Annotated in this window: 17 protein-coding genes; 15 read left to right on the top strand and 2 right to left on the bottom strand. The window is 50.5% G+C overall.

Translation table 11 applies throughout. The features are described 5' to 3' along the window. Nucleotides 1–59: 59 nt before the first annotated feature. The 11 genes from CBW46_RS05835 (at nt 60) to CBW46_RS05785 (ending at nt 11,524) form a co-directional block, all read left to right on the top strand. Nucleotides 60–482 carry a methylglyoxal synthase gene (locus CBW46_RS05835; RefSeq protein WP_089199063.1) on the top strand — a complete coding sequence of 141 codons (423 nt, stop codon included), beginning with the start codon at nt 60–62 and terminating at the stop codon, nt 480–482. Beyond that, nucleotides 479–1,177, top strand: coding sequence for a bacillithiol biosynthesis deacetylase BshB1 (gene bshB1 / locus CBW46_RS05830; protein ID WP_089199062.1), 699 nt, complete (start codon nt 479–481; stop codon nt 1,175–1,177). The genes CBW46_RS05835 and bshB1 overlap by 4 nt, the downstream gene beginning before the upstream one ends. A 37-nt stretch (nt 1,178–1,214) precedes the next feature. Further along, nucleotides 1,215–2,384, top strand: a complete 1,170-nt coding sequence (bshA, locus tag CBW46_RS05825) for an N-acetyl-alpha-D-glucosaminyl L-malate synthase BshA (protein ID WP_089199061.1) — start codon at nt 1,215–1,217, stop codon at nt 2,382–2,384. A gap of 11 nt (nt 2,385–2,395) precedes the next feature. After that, nucleotides 2,396–3,751, top strand: a complete 1,356-nt coding sequence (locus tag CBW46_RS05820) for a CCA tRNA nucleotidyltransferase (RefSeq protein WP_089199060.1) — start codon at nt 2,396–2,398, stop codon at nt 3,749–3,751. 73 nt (nt 3,752–3,824) lie between these two features. Beyond that, complete coding sequence (locus tag CBW46_RS05815) at nt 3,825–4,850, top strand: biotin--[acetyl-CoA-carboxylase] ligase (RefSeq protein WP_089199059.1); 1,026 nt, start codon at nt 3,825–3,827, stop codon at nt 4,848–4,850. A 260-nt stretch (nt 4,851–5,110) separates the two neighbouring features. After that, nucleotides 5,111–5,965, top strand: coding sequence for a 3-methyl-2-oxobutanoate hydroxymethyltransferase (gene panB / locus CBW46_RS05810; protein ID WP_089199058.1), 855 nt, complete (start codon nt 5,111–5,113; stop codon nt 5,963–5,965). A gap of 12 nt (nt 5,966–5,977) precedes the next feature. Continuing rightward, on the top strand, nt 5,978–6,862 hold the full coding sequence (panC, locus tag CBW46_RS05805) for a pantoate--beta-alanine ligase (RefSeq protein WP_089199057.1): 885 nt from the start codon (nt 5,978–5,980) through the stop codon (nt 6,860–6,862). Between the two features lie 16 nt (nt 6,863–6,878). After that, nucleotides 6,879–7,262, top strand: a complete 384-nt coding sequence (panD, locus tag CBW46_RS05800; protein WP_089199056.1) for an aspartate 1-decarboxylase — start codon at nt 6,879–6,881, stop codon at nt 7,260–7,262. A gap of 62 nt (nt 7,263–7,324) precedes the next feature. Continuing rightward, nucleotides 7,325–7,960, top strand: coding sequence for a tetratricopeptide repeat protein (locus CBW46_RS05795; protein WP_089199055.1), 636 nt, complete (start codon nt 7,325–7,327; stop codon nt 7,958–7,960). A 97-nt stretch (nt 7,961–8,057) separates the two neighbouring features. Continuing rightward, nucleotides 8,058–10,907 (top strand): ATP-dependent DNA helicase DinG, encoded by a 2,850-nt coding sequence (gene dinG / locus CBW46_RS05790; RefSeq protein ID WP_089199054.1) that lies wholly within the window; start codon nt 8,058–8,060, stop codon nt 10,905–10,907. After that, nucleotides 10,904–11,524 (top strand): redox-sensing transcriptional repressor Rex, encoded by a 621-nt coding sequence (locus tag CBW46_RS05785; RefSeq protein ID WP_089199053.1) that lies wholly within the window; start codon nt 10,904–10,906, stop codon nt 11,522–11,524. Before dinG ends, CBW46_RS05785 begins: the two co-directional genes overlap by 4 nt. Nucleotides 11,525–11,578: 54 nt before the next feature. Here the strand turns inward: CBW46_RS05785 and CBW46_RS05780 are convergent, their stop codons facing one another. After that, on the bottom strand, nt 11,579–12,577 hold the full coding sequence (locus CBW46_RS05780) for an inorganic phosphate transporter (RefSeq protein WP_089199052.1): 999 nt from the start codon (nt 12,575–12,577) through the stop codon (nt 11,579–11,581). A 26-nt stretch (nt 12,578–12,603) separates the two neighbouring features. Next, nucleotides 12,604–13,224: a DUF47 domain-containing protein gene (locus CBW46_RS05775; RefSeq protein ID WP_089199051.1), complete on the bottom strand. Its 621-nt coding sequence runs from the start codon at nt 13,222–13,224 to the stop codon at nt 12,604–12,606. A gap of 268 nt (nt 13,225–13,492) precedes the next feature. Between CBW46_RS05775 and CBW46_RS05770 the strand changes: the two genes are divergently transcribed. The 4 genes from CBW46_RS05770 to CBW46_RS05755 all read left to right on the top strand — a co-directional run bounded on the left by CBW46_RS05770 (nt 13,493) and on the right by CBW46_RS05755 (nt 17,619). Beyond that, the gene (locus CBW46_RS05770) at nt 13,493–14,797 is read left to right on the top strand and encodes an amidohydrolase (protein WP_089199050.1); all 1,305 of its coding nucleotides are present in this window, start codon (nt 13,493–13,495) and stop codon (nt 14,795–14,797) included. A gap of 21 nt (nt 14,798–14,818) precedes the next feature. Then, nucleotides 14,819–15,310, top strand: a complete 492-nt coding sequence (locus CBW46_RS05765) for a cell wall elongation regulator TseB-like domain-containing protein (RefSeq protein ID WP_089199049.1) — start codon at nt 14,819–14,821, stop codon at nt 15,308–15,310. 277 nt (nt 15,311–15,587) lie between these two features. Then, nucleotides 15,588–16,124 (top strand): hypothetical protein, encoded by a 537-nt coding sequence (locus CBW46_RS05760; RefSeq protein ID WP_089199048.1) that lies wholly within the window; start codon nt 15,588–15,590, stop codon nt 16,122–16,124. Further along, nucleotides 16,117–17,619 (top strand): AAA family ATPase, encoded by a 1,503-nt coding sequence (locus CBW46_RS05755; protein WP_089199047.1) that lies wholly within the window; start codon nt 16,117–16,119, stop codon nt 17,617–17,619. Before CBW46_RS05760 ends, CBW46_RS05755 begins: the two co-directional genes overlap by 8 nt. Nucleotides 17,620–17,791: the final 172 nt, after the last annotated feature.

The raw sequence follows: 17,791 nt of genomic DNA, 5'->3' as shown, positions 1-17,791 counted from the left end.
TAGCCGGCGCTCGAAGCCCCCGCGTTCTGAGAAACATAAAGGAGTTTGGGTGAGAGACTATGAATATTGCTTTGATCGCGCATGACCGCAAAAAGGACGAGATGGTGAATTTTGTTATCGCTTATGAGCCGGTGTTTGAGCAGGGGCACCAGCTGTTTGCAACGGGTACCACAGGAACGCGAATTATGGAAAACACCAAGCTGCGGGTTCACCGGTTCATGTCGGGCCCGCTGGGAGGAGACCAGCAGATCGGTGCTATGGTTGCTGCTAATGAAATGGATCTAATTATATTTTTGCGTGATCCGCTGATGGCACAGCCCCATGAGCCTGATATCACTGCGCTGCTTCGCCTTTGCGACGTGCAGGGCATTCCGGTAGCGACCAATGTTGCGACAGCTGAAATTTTGGTAAAGGCGCTCTATCGCGGTGACTTTGCCTGGAGAGAGCTGGTACATAAATATAAGCCGGGCATAGAAGAATGAGCGAGCGGTTAGACATTCTTATTTTTGGCGCGCACCCGGACGATGCCGAAATCGGCATGGGGGGCACCATCTGCAAGCACACTTCGGCCGGCTCCCGCGTCGGCATTTGCGATCTAACCTACGCGGAGATGTCATCAAACGGAACGGTTGAACTGCGGCAAATGGAAGCGGCGGCAGCCTCGCAAACACTAAGATTGGCCGTACGGTCCAATCTGGGTTTGCCGGATAGAGGGTTGTATATGACACCGGAGGCAATAAAAAAAATTGTTCTGGAGATTCGGAAGTATAAGCCGCGAGCTGTGTTCGCACCTTATTGGGAAGACAGACATCCGGATCACATCGCATGCAGCAAGCTGGTGCAGGAGGCATTATTTAACGCCAAGCTGCGCCGCTACGAACCGGATACGGAAGCACACAATGTGGAACAGTCCTATTATTATTTCATTAATGACGTGTATGAGCCGGATTTATTGGTTGATGTGACAGAGGTGCACGCAAAAAAAATGCAGGCACTGCAAGCGTACCGCACTCAGTTTGAAGCGGCCGGAGCCAATAATGATTTCGTCAATACCCCGTTGAATCAAGGATATTTATCACGCGTAGAGGCGAAAGACCGCATGCTTGGCCAAAAGCGGATGATCTCGTATGCGGAAGGGTTTGTGAGCAAGCTTCCTTACGTAATCGATTTGTTTTGACGTCGGGGGCGTACATTAAAACAAGGGAGGAAGCCGCGTGAATGATCGGTTGAAGATCGGCATTACCTGTTACCCGACTCTGGGCGGATCGGGCGTGGTGGCAACGGAGCTAGGCAAACTGCTCGCCGAAAAAGGCCACGAAGTCCACTTCATTACACACAGCATGCCGTTTCGCTTGGGAAAGTTCGACAAAAACATTTTTTATCACGAGGTCGAAGTAAACGACTACTATGTGTTCAAGTATCCTCCTTATGATCTGTCGCTTGCCAGCAAGCTGGCGCAGGTGGCCCAGCTGCAGGACCTTGATTTACTTCATGTGCACTATGCCATACCGCATGCGGTATGTGCCATTCTCGCCAAACAAATGGTAGGCGACCGGTTGAAAGTCGTGACCACTCTGCATGGTACGGACATCACCGTGTTAGCGCAGGATGAATCGCTGAGTGACTTGATACGGTTTGCAATCAATCAGAGTGACGCGGTGACGGCGGTCTCGGATGATTTGATCCAAGAGACTCGTAAACTGCTGGCTATCGACAAGCCAATAGACCTGGCCTACAATTTCGTCGACAAGCGTGTGTATTACCCTCGTGAGGTGGTGGCTCTGCGTAAGGAATTCGCCCACCCCGATGAGAAAATACTAATACATATCTCGAATTTCCGTCCGGTCAAGCGGGTAACCGATGTCGTCGACATTTTCGCTCGAGTGAGCGAGGATGTCCCTTCGAGACTGCTGTTTGTCGGGGAAGGTCCTGAGCTGTCGAAGGTGCTCTGTAAAGTGAAGGAGAGAGGTCTGCTTGACCGCGTCACGTTCTGCGGTAAGCAGGATGATGTGGCACAATTATTATCGTTGTCCGATGTGATGTTGCTGCCCTCAGAGAAGGAGAGCTTCGGCCTAGTCGCCTTGGAAGCGATGGCCTGTGGCGTACCGACTGTAGCATCGCGAGCAGGCGGTATTCCGGAGTTGATCACGCATGGTGAGAGTGGATTTCTCGCGGAGATCGGCGATGTGGAGCAGATGGCGCAATACGCAAGAGCGCTGCTTACCGATCAGCCGTTGTACGATAAGATGCGGGAGGCCTGCTTGCACCGCGCTCGGTTCACGTTCTGCAATGATGTAATTACACGCCAGTATGAGGAGATTTATTATCGGGTACTGGAACGGCCTCTGCCGGAAGAATTAAAATTGAAACCCGTGAATTGTTAAAAGGTGACCGAATGACGAAATCGCTGGTGAGCGGAGCAAAGTTAATTATTGAAACATTGCTGGACCACGGGTTTGAGGCTTATATGGTGGGCGGCAGCGTCCGTGACATGGTGTTAAAACGCAATGTGAAAGATTATGATATTGCGACCTCGGCCAAACCAGAGCAGGTACAGCAGCTCTTTACGCACACGATCCCCACGGGGCTGCAGCATGGCACTGTAACCGTCGTTTGGGGCGGCCATGTATACGAAGTCACGACGTATCGCAAGGAGTCGGGCTATGAGGATTTCCGGCGGCCGTCCGAGGTGGAGTACATCGATAACCTGTACGAGGATCTGCGCCGGCGTGACTTCACGATGAATGCAATGGCCATGTCATTAGAAGGGGAAATCATCGATCCGTTCAATGGTATGGCAGACATAGACGACAAGGTGCTGCGCTGTGTTGGTGAGGCCCCAGAACGGTTTCACGAGGATGCTTTGCGAATGCTTCGCTGCATCCGTTTTGCTGCGGAATTTGAGCTGCATATTGAAGAGCAGACCTGGGCGGCATTGCTGGCTCAGGCGCCGCTGCTTAACCATATCGCCATGGAACGGGTGAGAATGGAGCTCGAGCGAATGGTCGCGGGCGCTAATCCGGAAAGAGCTGTTAAACTGCTTGCATGCAGCCGCCTATTAGCCTTAACTAAAGAAGCCCTATTGCTCGCGCATCTACCGCAAGAGCAGCTATCACCCGGTTGGGGACATCTCCCGGAACCAGCAGTCAAGTGGGCGTATCTCTATCTGCTTGTGCGAGTTACACCGGTTCAGCTTGAGCAGGAGTTGCGGAAGCTGACCTTCGCGAAGCAGCGGGTGGAAGAGATTCGCAGAGTGGTAGCAGCTGTCTATGAGCTGGCCGGTCAGCCAGGCCAATCTGACGTACGCTCAGCTCAGGCTGCGGGCGGTCAGCCGGTGGGGACCACCGGTGAGTCACAGGCGGTGGCCTTGACGGAGACGGCTGCACCGCTTGAACGTGGATGGAAGCTTGCCGCGCTCGAGTATGGTGCAGCAGCTTTGGGCTCGGTTATAGAATTAGCACGGCGCGTGCCGCAAGTGCTGCAGCTGTCAGGGATAAGCGCGGAAGCCTGCAAGCTGATCTCGCAGCATGGAGCCGATTGGCTGCAGGAAATGCCGGTGCAACGAATCGACCAGCTTGATGTGCGCGGCAAGGAATTGCTGTCTCACATCGGACAACCAGCCGGTCCGTGGGTCGCGCAGGTGCTGCAGCACCTGCTGCGCGAGACAGCTCTGCAGCGCCTTGCTAATGATAAGCCTGCGTTGTTGGCGGAGGCGGAACGAATTGCAAAAACGTTAAACACAGCCCAGTGAAGCCAAACGGATCACGCTGCGAACTATGCTTCATATACGGGCTTGTACTAACTGCAGCGGGAAAGCGGTTGATATGAACATAAATAAGCAGTTGCTGCGTTTGTTTGAACAAAAAGCCGGCGGCTTTGTGTCCGGCGAAGAACTGAGCGATACGTTGCAGTGCAGCCGTACAGCCATTTGGAAACATGTTGAACGGCTGCGTAAAGAAGGCTATGTGTTCGAGGCGGTGCCGCGCAAAGGCTATCGTCTCTTGGAGGCGCCGGATAAACTAGACATCCCGGGTTTACTTGCGCGGCTGCGTACCCAAGTGCTGGGCCGTCAGATCCGGTACTATGACCAGATAGATTCGACGCAAATTAAAGCACATGAGCTGGTCGACCAAGGTGCGGAGGAAGGGGTGCTGGTCGTAGCCGAGCAGCAGACTGCCGGCCGCGGCCGCATGGGCCGCAAATGGCATTCACCCCAAGGCAAGGGCATATGGATGAGCCTGGTGTTGAAGCCTCGCATACCACTGCATTTCGCTCCTCAATTGACACTGTTGGTCGCGGTTGCGCTGTGCCGTACAATCCGCAGGGTGACGTCACTGCCCGTAGGCATAAAGTGGCCGAACGACTTGCTGGTCGACGGCAAAAAAGTGAGCGGCATTTTACTGGAGTCCAGCGCGGAGGAAGAGAAGCTGCAGTATGTCATAGTTGGAGTTGGCATCAGCGCAAATTTGCGGGAACAAGACTATACGGACGAGCTGAAGCCGATAGCGACCTCCCTGAGCATCGCATCGGGCCGCACGATCGACCGTACTGAGCTGCTGTCCGAATTTTTGTATGACCTGGAAAAACTATACGAGCTCTACCATGAAGCCGGTTTTGGACCTATCAAAACCTTGTGGGAACAGTTGAGCGTCTCGCTTGATCGTGAAGTGCGAACCCAAACTTCGCAGGGTCCGTCCGAAGGGACCGCCATCGGATTGGACGATTCAGGCGCGCTGATCGTGCGTATGAAGGACAATTCCGTCACCAAATGGTATTCCGGCACCGTTGAATTTGCCAACCCTCCTCACAACCAGATTAATAGAAGAAGTATGCCACTATCGCGTGAATGAAAAGTTTGGTATAATAGCACTAATACGAGGCGGTATCCGTTTAATGGAGTTGCACTCGTTGCTGTTAAGCTGTCATTACGTGTAATCGAATATTCACTTGAAAATATGTCGGATTCTGCTCAGAGCCTAACGGACCGAGACAGAAGGATCATATGATGACTTTGCCATGTGAACCTTTTTGCTCCCCGTGGGCGAAAAGGTTTTTTGTTTGACTTATTCGGAAAACATATATTTGAGATCCTCGGAAAGTCGGTGCAGGTATGGAAAAGCGTAAAGCGGCGACCATCGCGAAGTTTAAAAAAATGAAAGACAATGGAACACCAATATCCATGATCACTGCCTATGATTACCCCTCCGCACAGCTTGTAGAGGAAGCTGGCGTCGACGTCATTCTGGTGGGCGACTCGCTCGGTAATGTCGTGCTCGGATATGACTCAACGGTCCCGGTGACGCTCGATGATATGATTTATCATTCTCGTGCGGTAGTCAGAGGGGCGCCGTCCACGTTTGTGGTCACGGACATGCCCTTTATGACCTATCACGGAAGTATGGATCTGACACTGCGTAACGCGGCCCGTATTATGCAGGAAGGACTCGCGAAAGCAGTCAAGATGGAGGGTGGCCGGGAGATCGCCGACGCTGTCCGTGCCTGTGCCAAGGCGGGAATTCCGGTTATGGCCCATATCGGGCTGACTCCGCAGTCGATCCACCAGATCGGCGGGTACAAGATCCAGGGCAAAACCCGGGCGCAGGCCGATAGGCTTTTAGATGACGCTAAAGCGCTACAAGAGGCTGGCGCGTTTGCTGTCGTACTTGAGCTAATGACAGAACAGCTCGCTGCGTACATTACAGAACAGCTCTCGATTGCTACCATTGGTATTGGCTCCGGTCCGCGCTGTGACGGGCAGGTGCTGGTATATCATGATGCTCTCGGCTATAATACTGACGCATCTCCAAAGCGGTTTGTCAAAATGTACGCAGACGTCGGCAGCACGATTCGGGAAGGGCTCAAACAATATGTGCATGAGGTGAAAAGCCGCAGCTTTCCGACTGCCGATCATGCTTTTCATATGGAGGATGAGGTGGCCACCGGATTGTACGGCGGCAACAAATAGGAGGATCACGCGATGCAAGTTATTCATCATATATCCGAGCTGCGCGCTGCTATCAGGCTTGCCAAAGCAGAGCAAGGCCGAATCCGTGTCGGTTTGGTTCCAACGATGGGATTCCTTCACCGGGGACACGCCAGCTTGCTGGAGAGCGCACGTCGTCAGTGTGATCTCGTCGTTTTGAGCATATTCGTCAATCCGCTTCAATTTGGTCCAAATGAAGATTTTGAGCGGTATCCGCGCAACGAGGAACAGGATCTCGCGCTGGCGAAAGCAGCGGGAGCCGATATAGTATTTTTACCTTCCGTAACGGAGATGTATACGCGGCCGACCAAAACAACAGTTTCCGTCGCGGGTGTGACAGAACCCCTCTGCGGTGCCTCACGGCCCGGTCATTTTGACGGAGTGGCGACGGTAGTGACCAAGCTGTTTAACATCGTACAGCCGGACGCCGCTTTTTTCGGGCTGAAAGACGCTCAGCAGGTGGCTGCGATCACACAGATGGTTGACGATTTGAATATCCCGGTCGATATCGTTCCGTGTCCCATCGTGAGGGAAGAAGATGGTTTGGCGATGAGCTCGCGTAATGTGTATCTGCAGCCCGAGCAGCGCAGGCAAGCTCTTGTCTTGTTCTCCGGCTTGCGGTTGGCCGAACGGCTCATTCGAGAACATCACGGTGAAATGGAAGCCGCGGTAGTGAAGGAAGCTCTGGTCAAGCACATCTCCGAGGCGCCGCTCGCGGAAATAGATTATGTGGAGCTGCTGACTTATCCTTCGCTCGAGCCCGTAAACAGGATTGCCGCTGAGGCTGAGATCATTATTGCTGTTGCCGTACGGTTCGGCGCCACGAGGCTCATTGACAATGCCATTATACAAATCCCCAAGCGCAATGATATGAAATAGGCCAGGAGGTCATCTTATGTTTAGAACTATGCTGAAATCTAAAATTCATCGTGCCACCGTCACCGAGGCAAATCTGAATTATGTGGGAAGTATCACGATCGATGAGGATTTGCTCGATTCAGTCGACATGCTCCCTAACGAGAAGGTACAGATAGTAAACAATAACAACGGAGCGCGATTTGAAACCTACATCATTCCAGGGCCGCGCGGATCGGGCGTGATTTGCCTCAATGGAGCAGCAGCGAGACTGGTCCACGTTGGCGATACGGTGATCATTTTATCATATGTCATGTTGTCCAATGAGGAAGCCAAGACGCATCAGCCCCAAATTGCTATCATGGGCGAAGACAACAAAGTGATTAGCGTGCTGAAAGAAGAAATTCATTCCACAGTGCTGTAACGCATGAAAAAGGCCCGCCGGACACAAAATGAGGGTACCTCAATGTTAGGTGGGATGCAATCATGTTTAAACATTTATTTGCCTCCATGAACGAAATGTTAGATGACATCGTGCAGCGGTACCATACGGCGTCCGGCGCTGAAAAGCAGGAGCTTGAAGCACAGCTTCATACGTTAAAAACTATGAGTGATACGTTCATTGAAGAGTGGCTTTCGTTTGAAGAGAAGCTGGCCGGTTTTTATCAATCGCCTGACGGCGCGGCGACGGTGATCGATTTGTTGGATCCGGAGTTGGCTGGTAAGCGCACGGACGAGTTTGTAAGAGGGCAAGGATTTTATCAGCTGTTTATGTATGATGAGGCCATTCAGGAGTTTTCCCGTATTCTGTTGCAGAGCCCCGATTTCACCTTGGCGCGTATTTATTTAGCTATGAGTTACCTGCACAAGGGTGACATGGCCGAAAGCTACCGTGAGTTTCATTTTCTTTCGCAGTTAACGGATAACAGCAAAATGAAGGCCATTGCCTACAATGCCTTGGGCTGTATTCAAATGCTGCACCAAAACCTGGACAAAGCGCTGGAGTATTTCTCGCTGGCGTATCAGAGCGATCCGTACAGCGTGAATCCGCTGGTTGAAATGGGCGTATGCAGTGATAAGCAAGGAAAATTGGAGTACGCGAGTTGGCCGGCACGCACCTAATGCTGCAGCACAAGCAGGTTGAAGTTTACTATTCCCTTTTCCGGGCAGTATTGGTATGCTAGAAGAGAGTGGGAATGAAGGGATTGACAAAAGGGGAATGAAATTCGCCGTTTTGGATTTTGAAACGACCGGGAGCCAATCTACGGACCGTATCATCCAGGTTGGCCTCGTCATTATAAATGATGATCAAATCATTGACAGGTATACCTCCCTTGTGAACCCGGGGCTGAGTATACCTTCTTCTATAACTGCACTAACAGGTATTGACGATGATATGGTCCGGGACGCGCCGCCGATCGAAAGCGTCACTGGCGACATTGTGCCCATGCTGCAGGATTGTGTACTGGTCGGCCACAATGTAGCGTTTGATTTGGGATTTTTGCAGCGTGCGTTAGACGAGCAAGGCTATTTTCCGTTTGACGGAAAAGTATTGGATACGATAGACGCGCTGCGCGTGCTGTATCCTTCACTATCCAGCCTGCAGCTGACACTCGTGTGCCATGCATTTGGCATCGCACACGAAAGGCCGCATCAGGCGGACAGCGATGCGGAAGTGACTGCGCTGCTTTGGCTGCAATGTGTTCAGCGGTTCCAGCGGCTGTCGCTGCTCACGCTGCAGCGTCTCGGCCTGATTTTCGATCACGTCACCAGCGACTTCGGTTGGTTTGTGCATGAAATGAAAGCGTATAAGGAGACGTTCGCCGCACTTGATTCCAACGCGGACCGATATTTCCGGCAGTTCGCTTTAAACGTCGACGACTGGGGAGAGGAAGAGCCAGTGCGCCACCACAGCGACGTAAATGGAATGCCGGACACATTTGCGGAATTTTACGAGCAGCTGAAGCAGGCGCTGCGTGCTCGGTTCAAGAGCTATGAAGACCGCGAAGCCCAAGAGCGGATGCTTGAGGAAGTGGAATCTGCGTTTCAGCAGGGGCAGCATCTGATGATCGAAGCGGGAACGGGAACAGGCAAGTCTCTTGGCTATTTAATCCCATCCTTGTATTATGGCTTAAAACAGGATAAAAAGGTTGTGGTCAGCACACATACCATCAACCTCCAGGAGCAGATCAGGGAACGAGATATACCGCTGCTGCAGGATTTATTTCCCGTAGGGTTTCGCGCGTCTGTGTTGAAGGGAAGAAACCATTACCTATGTCTGCGCAAATTCGAGTCTAAAATCAATTTGCAGGATTTTGAAAACGGGCGAGACGACCGGATTACCGCGGCACAAATGGTGGTATGGCTCGGAGAAACCGAACGCGGCGATGACGAGGAATTGTTTTTCTCGAATAAAGGCCAGCAATTCTGGCATTCCGTGTCAAGCGATGCGGATTCCTGCCTGAACCGGAGCTGCCCATGGTTTAAAAAATGCTTCTATCATAGGGCCAAACACCAGTCCAACACAGCGGATCTCGTAATAACTAACCACTCTTTGTTATTTACCGATATGAAAGCCGAGAACCGCCTGCTGCCGAGTTACAAAAATCTGGTGATCGATGAGGCGCACCATTTCGAAGAGGTTGCCAGCAAGCATCTCGGTATCGAATTGTACTATGGTGCATTCGTCAGCACGCTGTCGTGGCTGTACAAGGACAGCCGCAGCGGCCAGTTATCGCTGCTTCGCGGCAAGCTGCAAAGAGATGAGCGAGAGCAGGCGCAGGCGTGGTGCGAGAAGATCGACGCGATTGCGCCGAAGCTCATCCGCATAAAGGATGAATGGGATGAAATGATGGAGCTGTTGTATCAGGTACTGGCATCCCGAACCGACCCGGCGCAAAGCGAGGTCGGCCAGTTGGTATACCGTATTAAAAAGGAGCACGTCCCCGTCGGTTGGGATAAGCTGATGGTGTTAGAAGACAACCTGTTTATACAACTGAGTGATGTGCTGAAACAAATGGATAAACTGTTTGGCGAGTTGAAGGAGATGCAGGATGAACTGGATATGCAGAGCTTGCTTACCGATGTGAGCGGGACTCTCAAGGAACTCTACGCACATCGTGATCACCTGCACTTTTTTATGACAATGCCGGACGATAATTATGTATATTGGCTGGAGGCCGGGAGCGGCAAGAGCAAATCCCTGCAACTGGTTAGTGTGCCAATAGACGTCAGCGGCATGCTGCAGCAGTACTTTTTTGACGTGAAGGATAGCGTAGTGATGACCTCCGCCACGTTGTCTGTCGGGAAATCGTTTGACTACACCTGTGAGCAGCTGGGACTACGTCCGGAGGACGAAGAGGGTAGGCTGAAAACTTTGCAGCTGCCGTCGCCTTTCAATTACAGGAAGCAGGCACTGGTGGCAATTCCACGGGACTTCCCTAGCATTCGTGGAACTGCCGGCGAGAAACAGTTCGTGGAACATTTAAGCCAATCGTTGGCTGAAGTTGCGTTGGAGACGAAGGGGCGCATGCTCGTGCTGTTTACGTCCAACCGAATGCTGAAGCAGGCGCATGCCGCGTTGAAGGACAAGCTTCAGCCGTTCGGCATCCAGGTTCTGGGACAAGGCGTGGACAGCGGCAATCGCAGCAAGCTCACACGCTTATTTCAGAGCAGCCCGGCGAGTATATTGCTCGGCACCAGTAGTTTTTGGGAAGGCGTTGACATACCTGGCGAAGCTTTAAGCTGTCTGGCGATCGTGAGGCTGCCTTTTCAACCGCCGAATCATCCCTTGGTGGAAGCCAAGACGGAAAATTTGAAAAAACAAAATTTGAATCCGTTTATGAAGCTGTCTGTGCCGCAGGCAGTCATCCGCTTTAAGCAGGGGTTTGGGCGGTTGGTTCGGACGGCCAAAGACAGAGGGATTGTTATCATATACGACACGCGGGTGATTGATACCACCTACGGCAAGTATTTTTTGTACTCCCTGCCCGGTCCCAAAATCGAACATATGCCAACCAATCAATTGGTGCCAAGAATCAAGGAGTGGATGGGGGAGAACGGGGCATGAAAAACATGAAGATTTCCGATGCGGTGGTGCGAAGGCTGCCGATTTACTTGCGATTCCTGAATGAATTGAGCAAAAGAAACGTACACACGGTCTCCTCGCAAGATTTGGGCTATAAGTTAGATTTGAACCCGGCGCAAATTCGCAAGGATCTGGCTTACTTTGGTGAATTCGGCAAAAAGGGAATTGGCTACGATGTCGATTACTTGATTGAAAAAATCCGACAGATTTTGAAGCTGGACAAAGTCATCCCGGTAGCTCTGGTCGGGGCCGGCAATCTTGGTAGAGCTTTATGCAACTATAACGCATACCTCAAAGACAATATGAAAATTGTAGCAGTGTTCGATTCGATGGCTGCAAAAATCGGGGAATCGATTAATTACCTAAAGGTGCAGCCGATGAACGAATTAAAGCAAACGATTCAACAACTCAACGTACGCATCGGTATAATCACTGTGCCGGCGGTAGAAGCACAAAGTGTGGCTGATCAGTTTGTCGCCGGCGGGGTAGAGGCGATTCTCAATTTCGCTCCGATCATTATCAAAGTTCCTAATGAGGTCCGCATCCACCACGCGGATTTCACTACAGAACTGCAAAGTTTGGCTTACTATTTAGATTGAAAAGGATACAAGAAAAGCCTGCATGCCCATGCAGGCTTTTCTTGTCCATTTTTCTTAGAAAAAAAGAAACACGACCTGGTATATTAAAAATGCGAACACCATACTGATTGGAATGGTGATAAACCAAGTCATTACCATTCTCGACACGGTGGCCCATTTGACATCATGGAATCTCATAACTGCTCCCGTACCTATGATGGAGGACGAGATGACATGAGTTGTCGATAACGGCATCCCCATTGCAGTCGAGGTTTGAATGACAATGGAGGAGTTTAAATCTGACGCAAAGCCGTTAATGGGTTCGATCTTGATCAGCTTTTTACTTACCGTCTTAATAATGCGCATGCCTCCAACCGAAGTGCCTACACCCATCGCAGTAGCAGCGGCTAGCATGACCCATAGGGGAACATCCATATCCGTTTGGTAACCCATCGCAACCAAGGCAAACACGATGATGCCCATTGCTTTTTGCGCGTCATTACCACCATGCGAGAAAGCCAACAGGCCGGCGGAGAAGATTTGAAAAAAGCGGAAAGACCGGTTCAGCTTGGATCTGGAGCGGTTGCCGCCCAGAACAATGAGCTGCCGGGTAAGCCACATAATGATGAATGCTGTAGCGAACGCCACGATCGGGGACAAAATGAGTATCAACACAATTTCCCCAAAGCCTCCCCAATTCACGCCGGTCAGTCCAGCACCGGCAATGACGGCACCCGCCAAAGATCCGATTAGGGTATGGGATGAAGAGGAGGGTATACCGAAATACCAGGTAAGCAAGTTCCAAATAATCGCACTAATCAGAGCCGCAATGACTATGGGAACACCATTCGCTATGGTGGCCGGATTAGCTACACTGCCGCCGACCGTTTTGGCTACCTCGGATGAAAATAGCGCGCCGCCGAAATTCAATATGGCTGCATAGAAAATAGCAATTCTCGGAGTGAGTGCTCTGGTGGATATTGACGTGGCTATTGCGTTAGCAGTGTCGTGAAATCCGTTAATGAAGTCAAACGCCAGCGCCAACGCAATAACAATGAGCAAAGTAATTAACATGGTTTCCTCCTACTCATAGACGCTGCTTAGGAATAGCGCAGTACGACACTTTCTAATATATTTGCCACATCTTCACAGGCATCTGTTGTTTGTTCCAAACGCTCGTACAATTCTTTGATTTTAAAGTCATGGTAAGGATCCTTAGGGTTCAGGAAAATCTCACGTATGCCTTCCCTCATCAAGCGGTCGGCTTCGTTTTCCAAGCTGTTGATTTGCACAGTGTGCTCGGTCATCTGCATGTATTTTTTCTTGGCGAGCAATTTGAAGGCGTCCAACATATGCTGACAGCTGGCCACCAGCACACCGGAAAATTCCTTCATATAGTTATCGCTGAACGTGATGTTTAAGTAATCGAATCTAGCAATGGTCGCTTCAATTCCGTCAAGTACGTCGTCGACCTTCGAGGCGAGCTCCAATATGTCCTCGCGATCGATAGGTGTGATGAACACCTTATTGAGACCTTTGAAAATTTGATGCGTGATCTGATCTCCCTTGTGCTCAATGTCCTTGAGCTGTGGAGAAAAGGAGGCCGGCGGTTGGTCACTCATCATGGCGTTCCGAAACATTTGAGCTGCATTAAGTGTATTTTCGGAAGCTTTAATTAGTAGCAGCAAGAAATCCGTGTCATTTTTTTTGGCAAAAAGCATGTGTCACTCTCCTTCGGGTTTTATGTTACCAAAATTGTAACGAATATTTTGGCTGATATGTAGAAATATGACGAGAATTTAAGCGCAAAGTTAAAAATAACACAACCGATTAACCGTTGCAATTAGTTTATCCCAAACAGGCATATGATCATCACCTTATTATTATGTGACACTAACAAGCTGCATAACAGAGTGTTGCTTGCTTTTCGTGGAGTGAACATGTAGAGTTAAAATTGATTGTATTGCATGCGAAGGGATATGAGAAACAGTGAGTAAAACGATCATCACAAATGGTGTATTTCTTACGTTGGATGAGACACAGCCTGTTATAGAAAAAGGCAGCATGGTCATAGAAAACAACCAGATTACATACATCGGCGATGCCCCGCCGCTGCCGCTCGAACAATATGACGCAAACATTGACGGCTCAAATAAGTTATATATGCCGGGCTTGGTCAACACGCATAATCATGCGGCCATGTCACTGCTTCGCGGCTTTGGGGATGATCTAGCGCTGCAGGTTTGGCTGCAGGAGAAAATGTGGCCGATGGAGGCCCGGTTCAGCGCGGAAGATGTGCGCTGGGGCTCGCTGCTTTCTATCCTGGAGATGGTCAAGGGCGGCACAACAACATTCGTCGATATGTATGACCATATGAATGAGGTGGCTCGTGCTGTGGAAGAGAGCGGTATACGAGCTTGCTTAACACGTGGTGTGATCGGTTTGTGTCCCCCAGACGTGCAAGATGCGAAGTTGGCGGAAGCACGTCAGTTCGCACAGGACTGGCATGGCAAGGCAAACGGCAGGATCACGACCATGATGTCTCCTCATGCGCCTTACACGTGCCCTCCGGATTACATTGAGAAATTCGTGCAAGCAGCGCATGATTTACAGCTTCCGATCCATACGCACATGTCGGAAACAGCTCGCGAGGTGCAGGATAATGTAGATCAATACGGTGCCCGACCGGTAGCACACTTGGCGAAGCTCGGCGTGTTTTCAAGGCCTGCGTTAGTTGCGCATGCCGTTCATCTGACGGATGAGGAAATTGATGTTTTGGCACAGTATGATGTTCGTGTCTCACACAATCCGGGCAGTAACTTAAAGCTGGCGAGCGGTGTCGCCCGGGTGCCGGAATTGTTACGCAAGGGAATTAAGGTGTCGCTGGGCACCGATGGTCCGGCAAGTAATAATAATCTCGACATGTTCGAAGAGATGCGGCTTGCTGCGTTGATTCACAAAGGCGTTACCGGGGATCCCGTGGCAGTGCCGGCCGAAGCAGCGCTTCGGATGGGTACGTTGGACGGTGCGCGATCCATCTGGTTGGATGATGTAGGCGCCCTCAAATCGGGCATGAAGGCCGATTTCATCGCCCTAGACATCGATCAAGCACATTTTTACCCGAAAACCAACTATATCTCGCACGCGATCTACTCGGCGTCCGCAAATGATGTAGCGGATGTGTGGATTGACGGCCGTTTGATTGTGGATAATGGCGAATGTCTTACTTTGGACCAGGAAAAAATTCTTTTCGAATCACAGCGCTGCTTTGAGCGGCTAGTGGGACAACTGTAGCGCGGGCAGGAGGCTGAACCCGTGAAGATCAGAATTGCCGCCGCCGCTGTTGTCATTACCTCGCTGCTGCTGTTTTTCAGCATACGTTTTGTCAATTCTGTGCAGGAGGATGAGTGGAAAATCCAACGCACAGCCGTACTGACCGCCTACGAGAAAACGATTTTGACCAAAGTGAATAAGGTGGAAAGATTTGTCGGCGAGAAGCCGTACACTGTCATACAAGGCGAAGATAAGATCGGGCACAAAATGATAGTATGGGTGGGCGAAGACAGCCTTCATACGCAAATGGCCTCCGAAGGGCTCGCTGTAGAGAACGTCGAGCCGCTTGTTCTCGCCAGGCAGCCTGGAGCGGAAGTATTGAGGTCCACACCTGGTATCCTTAACGGCATGTTCGTGTGGGAGGTATTTTATAACGTCAGCTCCGAGGAGTCGGGCGATGACCGGTATTATTATGATTACTACAATTTTAAGGACGGCTCCCACATCGATACGTACCGTTTAAGTATCCAATAATGCATAGAAGCGCTGCTGCTCAAGCTGAAGGATGAACCTATGGCTGATTTCGCGGGCGCTTCTTTTGTCACCGCGCCCATCATGCAAGCCCAGCCATATTTCTGAAACATCATAGGTCTTTACTACGTCTGATTTAATGTCTCGCGGAAAAAAAGTCGAAAAAATCTGTTACTTTTCACACACTTTCCACACTTTGCATCAGCATTGGTATATATCTTATGATATACTAATTGTAGACTGAAATTGATATATTCATAGAAAGGGGGACGATAGCTCTATGAAGTTACGTCTCTTGCCAATTGTACTAAGTGTTGCTATATCGGCAATCGTGTTGTTTGGCGGTTGGTTCGTATATCAAAGTGTTGCTATGGAAAATCCTCTGACGGAAGTCATTAATAATACACCGGGTGTGGAATTGGTGAATACACACATTACAAACGGCAAAGCCGAGCTGGAATTGAAGCTTCAGCCGGGCACCAACTTACGGGAAGTGTACAGCCGCATTCAAAAAGAAGGGGCTGAGATTTTGGGTGACCGGGTGTTCGCTGTGAAAGTGGTCAATGAATCCTCTCCGGAAATCGACTCCTGGTGGTCGTCGGCACTGTTCGACGTAGCGCAATCGATGGAAACGAGACAATATGCTGAAATCCCGAAAAATTTGCAGGAGCGGGCAGCAGCGTCCGGCGGTAGCATAAACGTGTCTACGGAGATGGATGACAAGTATGTGTACATTGCGTTAACCGATGGCGAGAAAAGCAAGTATGTAATGCTGCCCAGAACGCCTACATTAATGGGGGTATGGCCTAATGAGTAAAATCTATAAAGAGTTATTTATCGGAATCACTCCGGTAGTTTTTATATTTTTGTATTTCATCGGCATTGATATGATGCCGCTGGTGTTTATGACCGTAATTTTAACAACTATATTTTTAATGACGCGCATGCGGGCCGGCGGAGGTTTTCGCGGATCGGACCGCAAAGCGAAAAGTGCCTCCCCCAGTTATATGACGTTTGACGATATTGGCGGGCAGCTGCGCGCTAAGGGCGAGTTGAAAGAGGCCCTCGATTTTCTCATTAAGCATGCAGATATTCAAAAGCTGGGCATTCGTCCGTTAAAAGGTATTTTGCTGACAGGCCCTCCGGGCACAGGGAAAACGTTGATGGCTAAAGCGGCGGCACACTATACGAACTCGGTGTTCATGGCCGCGGCGGGCAGTGAATTTGTTGAAATGTATGTCGGGGTCGGGGCGAGCAGAATCCGCGACATGTTCAAAGAAGCACGGGCTCGGGCTGTGAAAGAGAATAAAGAGAGCGCAATTCTGTTTATCGATGAAATCGATGTGATCGGCGGCAAACGCGACGGCGGTCAGCACCGTGAGTATGATCAGACTCTCAATCAGCTGCTGACTGAGATGGATGGGATTCATACAAGCGAATCACCGCGCGTGTTAATTATCGCTGCCACCAACCGAAAGGAAATGCTCGACAGTGCGCTGCTCCGCCCTGGGCGTTTCGACCGTCACATCGAAGTTGACCTGCCCGATAAAAAAGGCAGACTGCATATTTTAAATATTCATGCGAAAAACAAACCGTTGGCGAAGGAGGTCAATATGGAGCAGATCGCCCAAGAAACATTCCATTTCTCCGGCGCACAATTGGAAAGCGTAATGAATGAAGCTGCAATTTACGCGATGCGCGAAGAATTATCCCTGATAGAACAGCGGCATCTATCGCAAGCTGTCGATAAGGTCATGATGGGCGAGAAAACGGATCGCGAATCTACCAAAGAAGAACGCGACCGCGTTGCACTGCACGAATTAGGTCATGCGATCGCAGCCGAAGTAGTGCGGCCGGGCTCAGTGTCACAAGTGGCGCTAAGTCCGAGAGGCAAGGCGCTGGGGTATGTCAGACACAATCCTCAGCAGGACCAGTACTTATATACCAAAAAGCATTTGGAAGATCAGATAATGATTGCGCTGGGCGGTGCTGTGGCTGAGGAGATGTTCTATGGGGGACGTAGCACTGGCTCCCGAAACGACTTCGAGCAGGCGCTGCATCTGGTAAGGACTATGATGGATTCCGGTCTTACGAATCTAGGTATTATCGATCGGGAAATGGTGACCAAAGAAGAGCTGATGAAAGAAAATGCAGCTATTCTTCAGCAATTGACAGAGCGTACGAGAGAGACACTGGAAAGCCATCGTGCTGTGTTCGAGCAGTCGCTGCACATCTTGATTAAAGAGGAAGTACTGTCCGGAGATCAGTTCCGGGCGCTGCTGGAGCAATCTCGTCTAGTTCAGATCGCGTAATTAATCAGCCGTTGGGGCCTACCGGCCGCTAACGGCTTTTTTGTATACATATAGCCCCGTGAGAAACTATTGGATTAAACAAATGACAGTTTACAAGAGTCTAAACCGCAGCTTATGCGACTTTAGGCTCATTTTGTCATTTCTCGAAACTTTTTTGTTTTCTGGTAGTCTA

The sequence above is a fragment of the Paenibacillus xerothermodurans genome (assembly GCF_002220865.2).
Taxonomy (GTDB): Bacteria; Bacillota; Bacilli; order Paenibacillales; family NBRC-103111; genus Paenibacillus_S; species Paenibacillus_S xerothermodurans.
The sequence above is the reverse complement of the archived record's forward strand: the minus strand, read 5'-3'. Positions and strand labels throughout refer to the sequence as shown.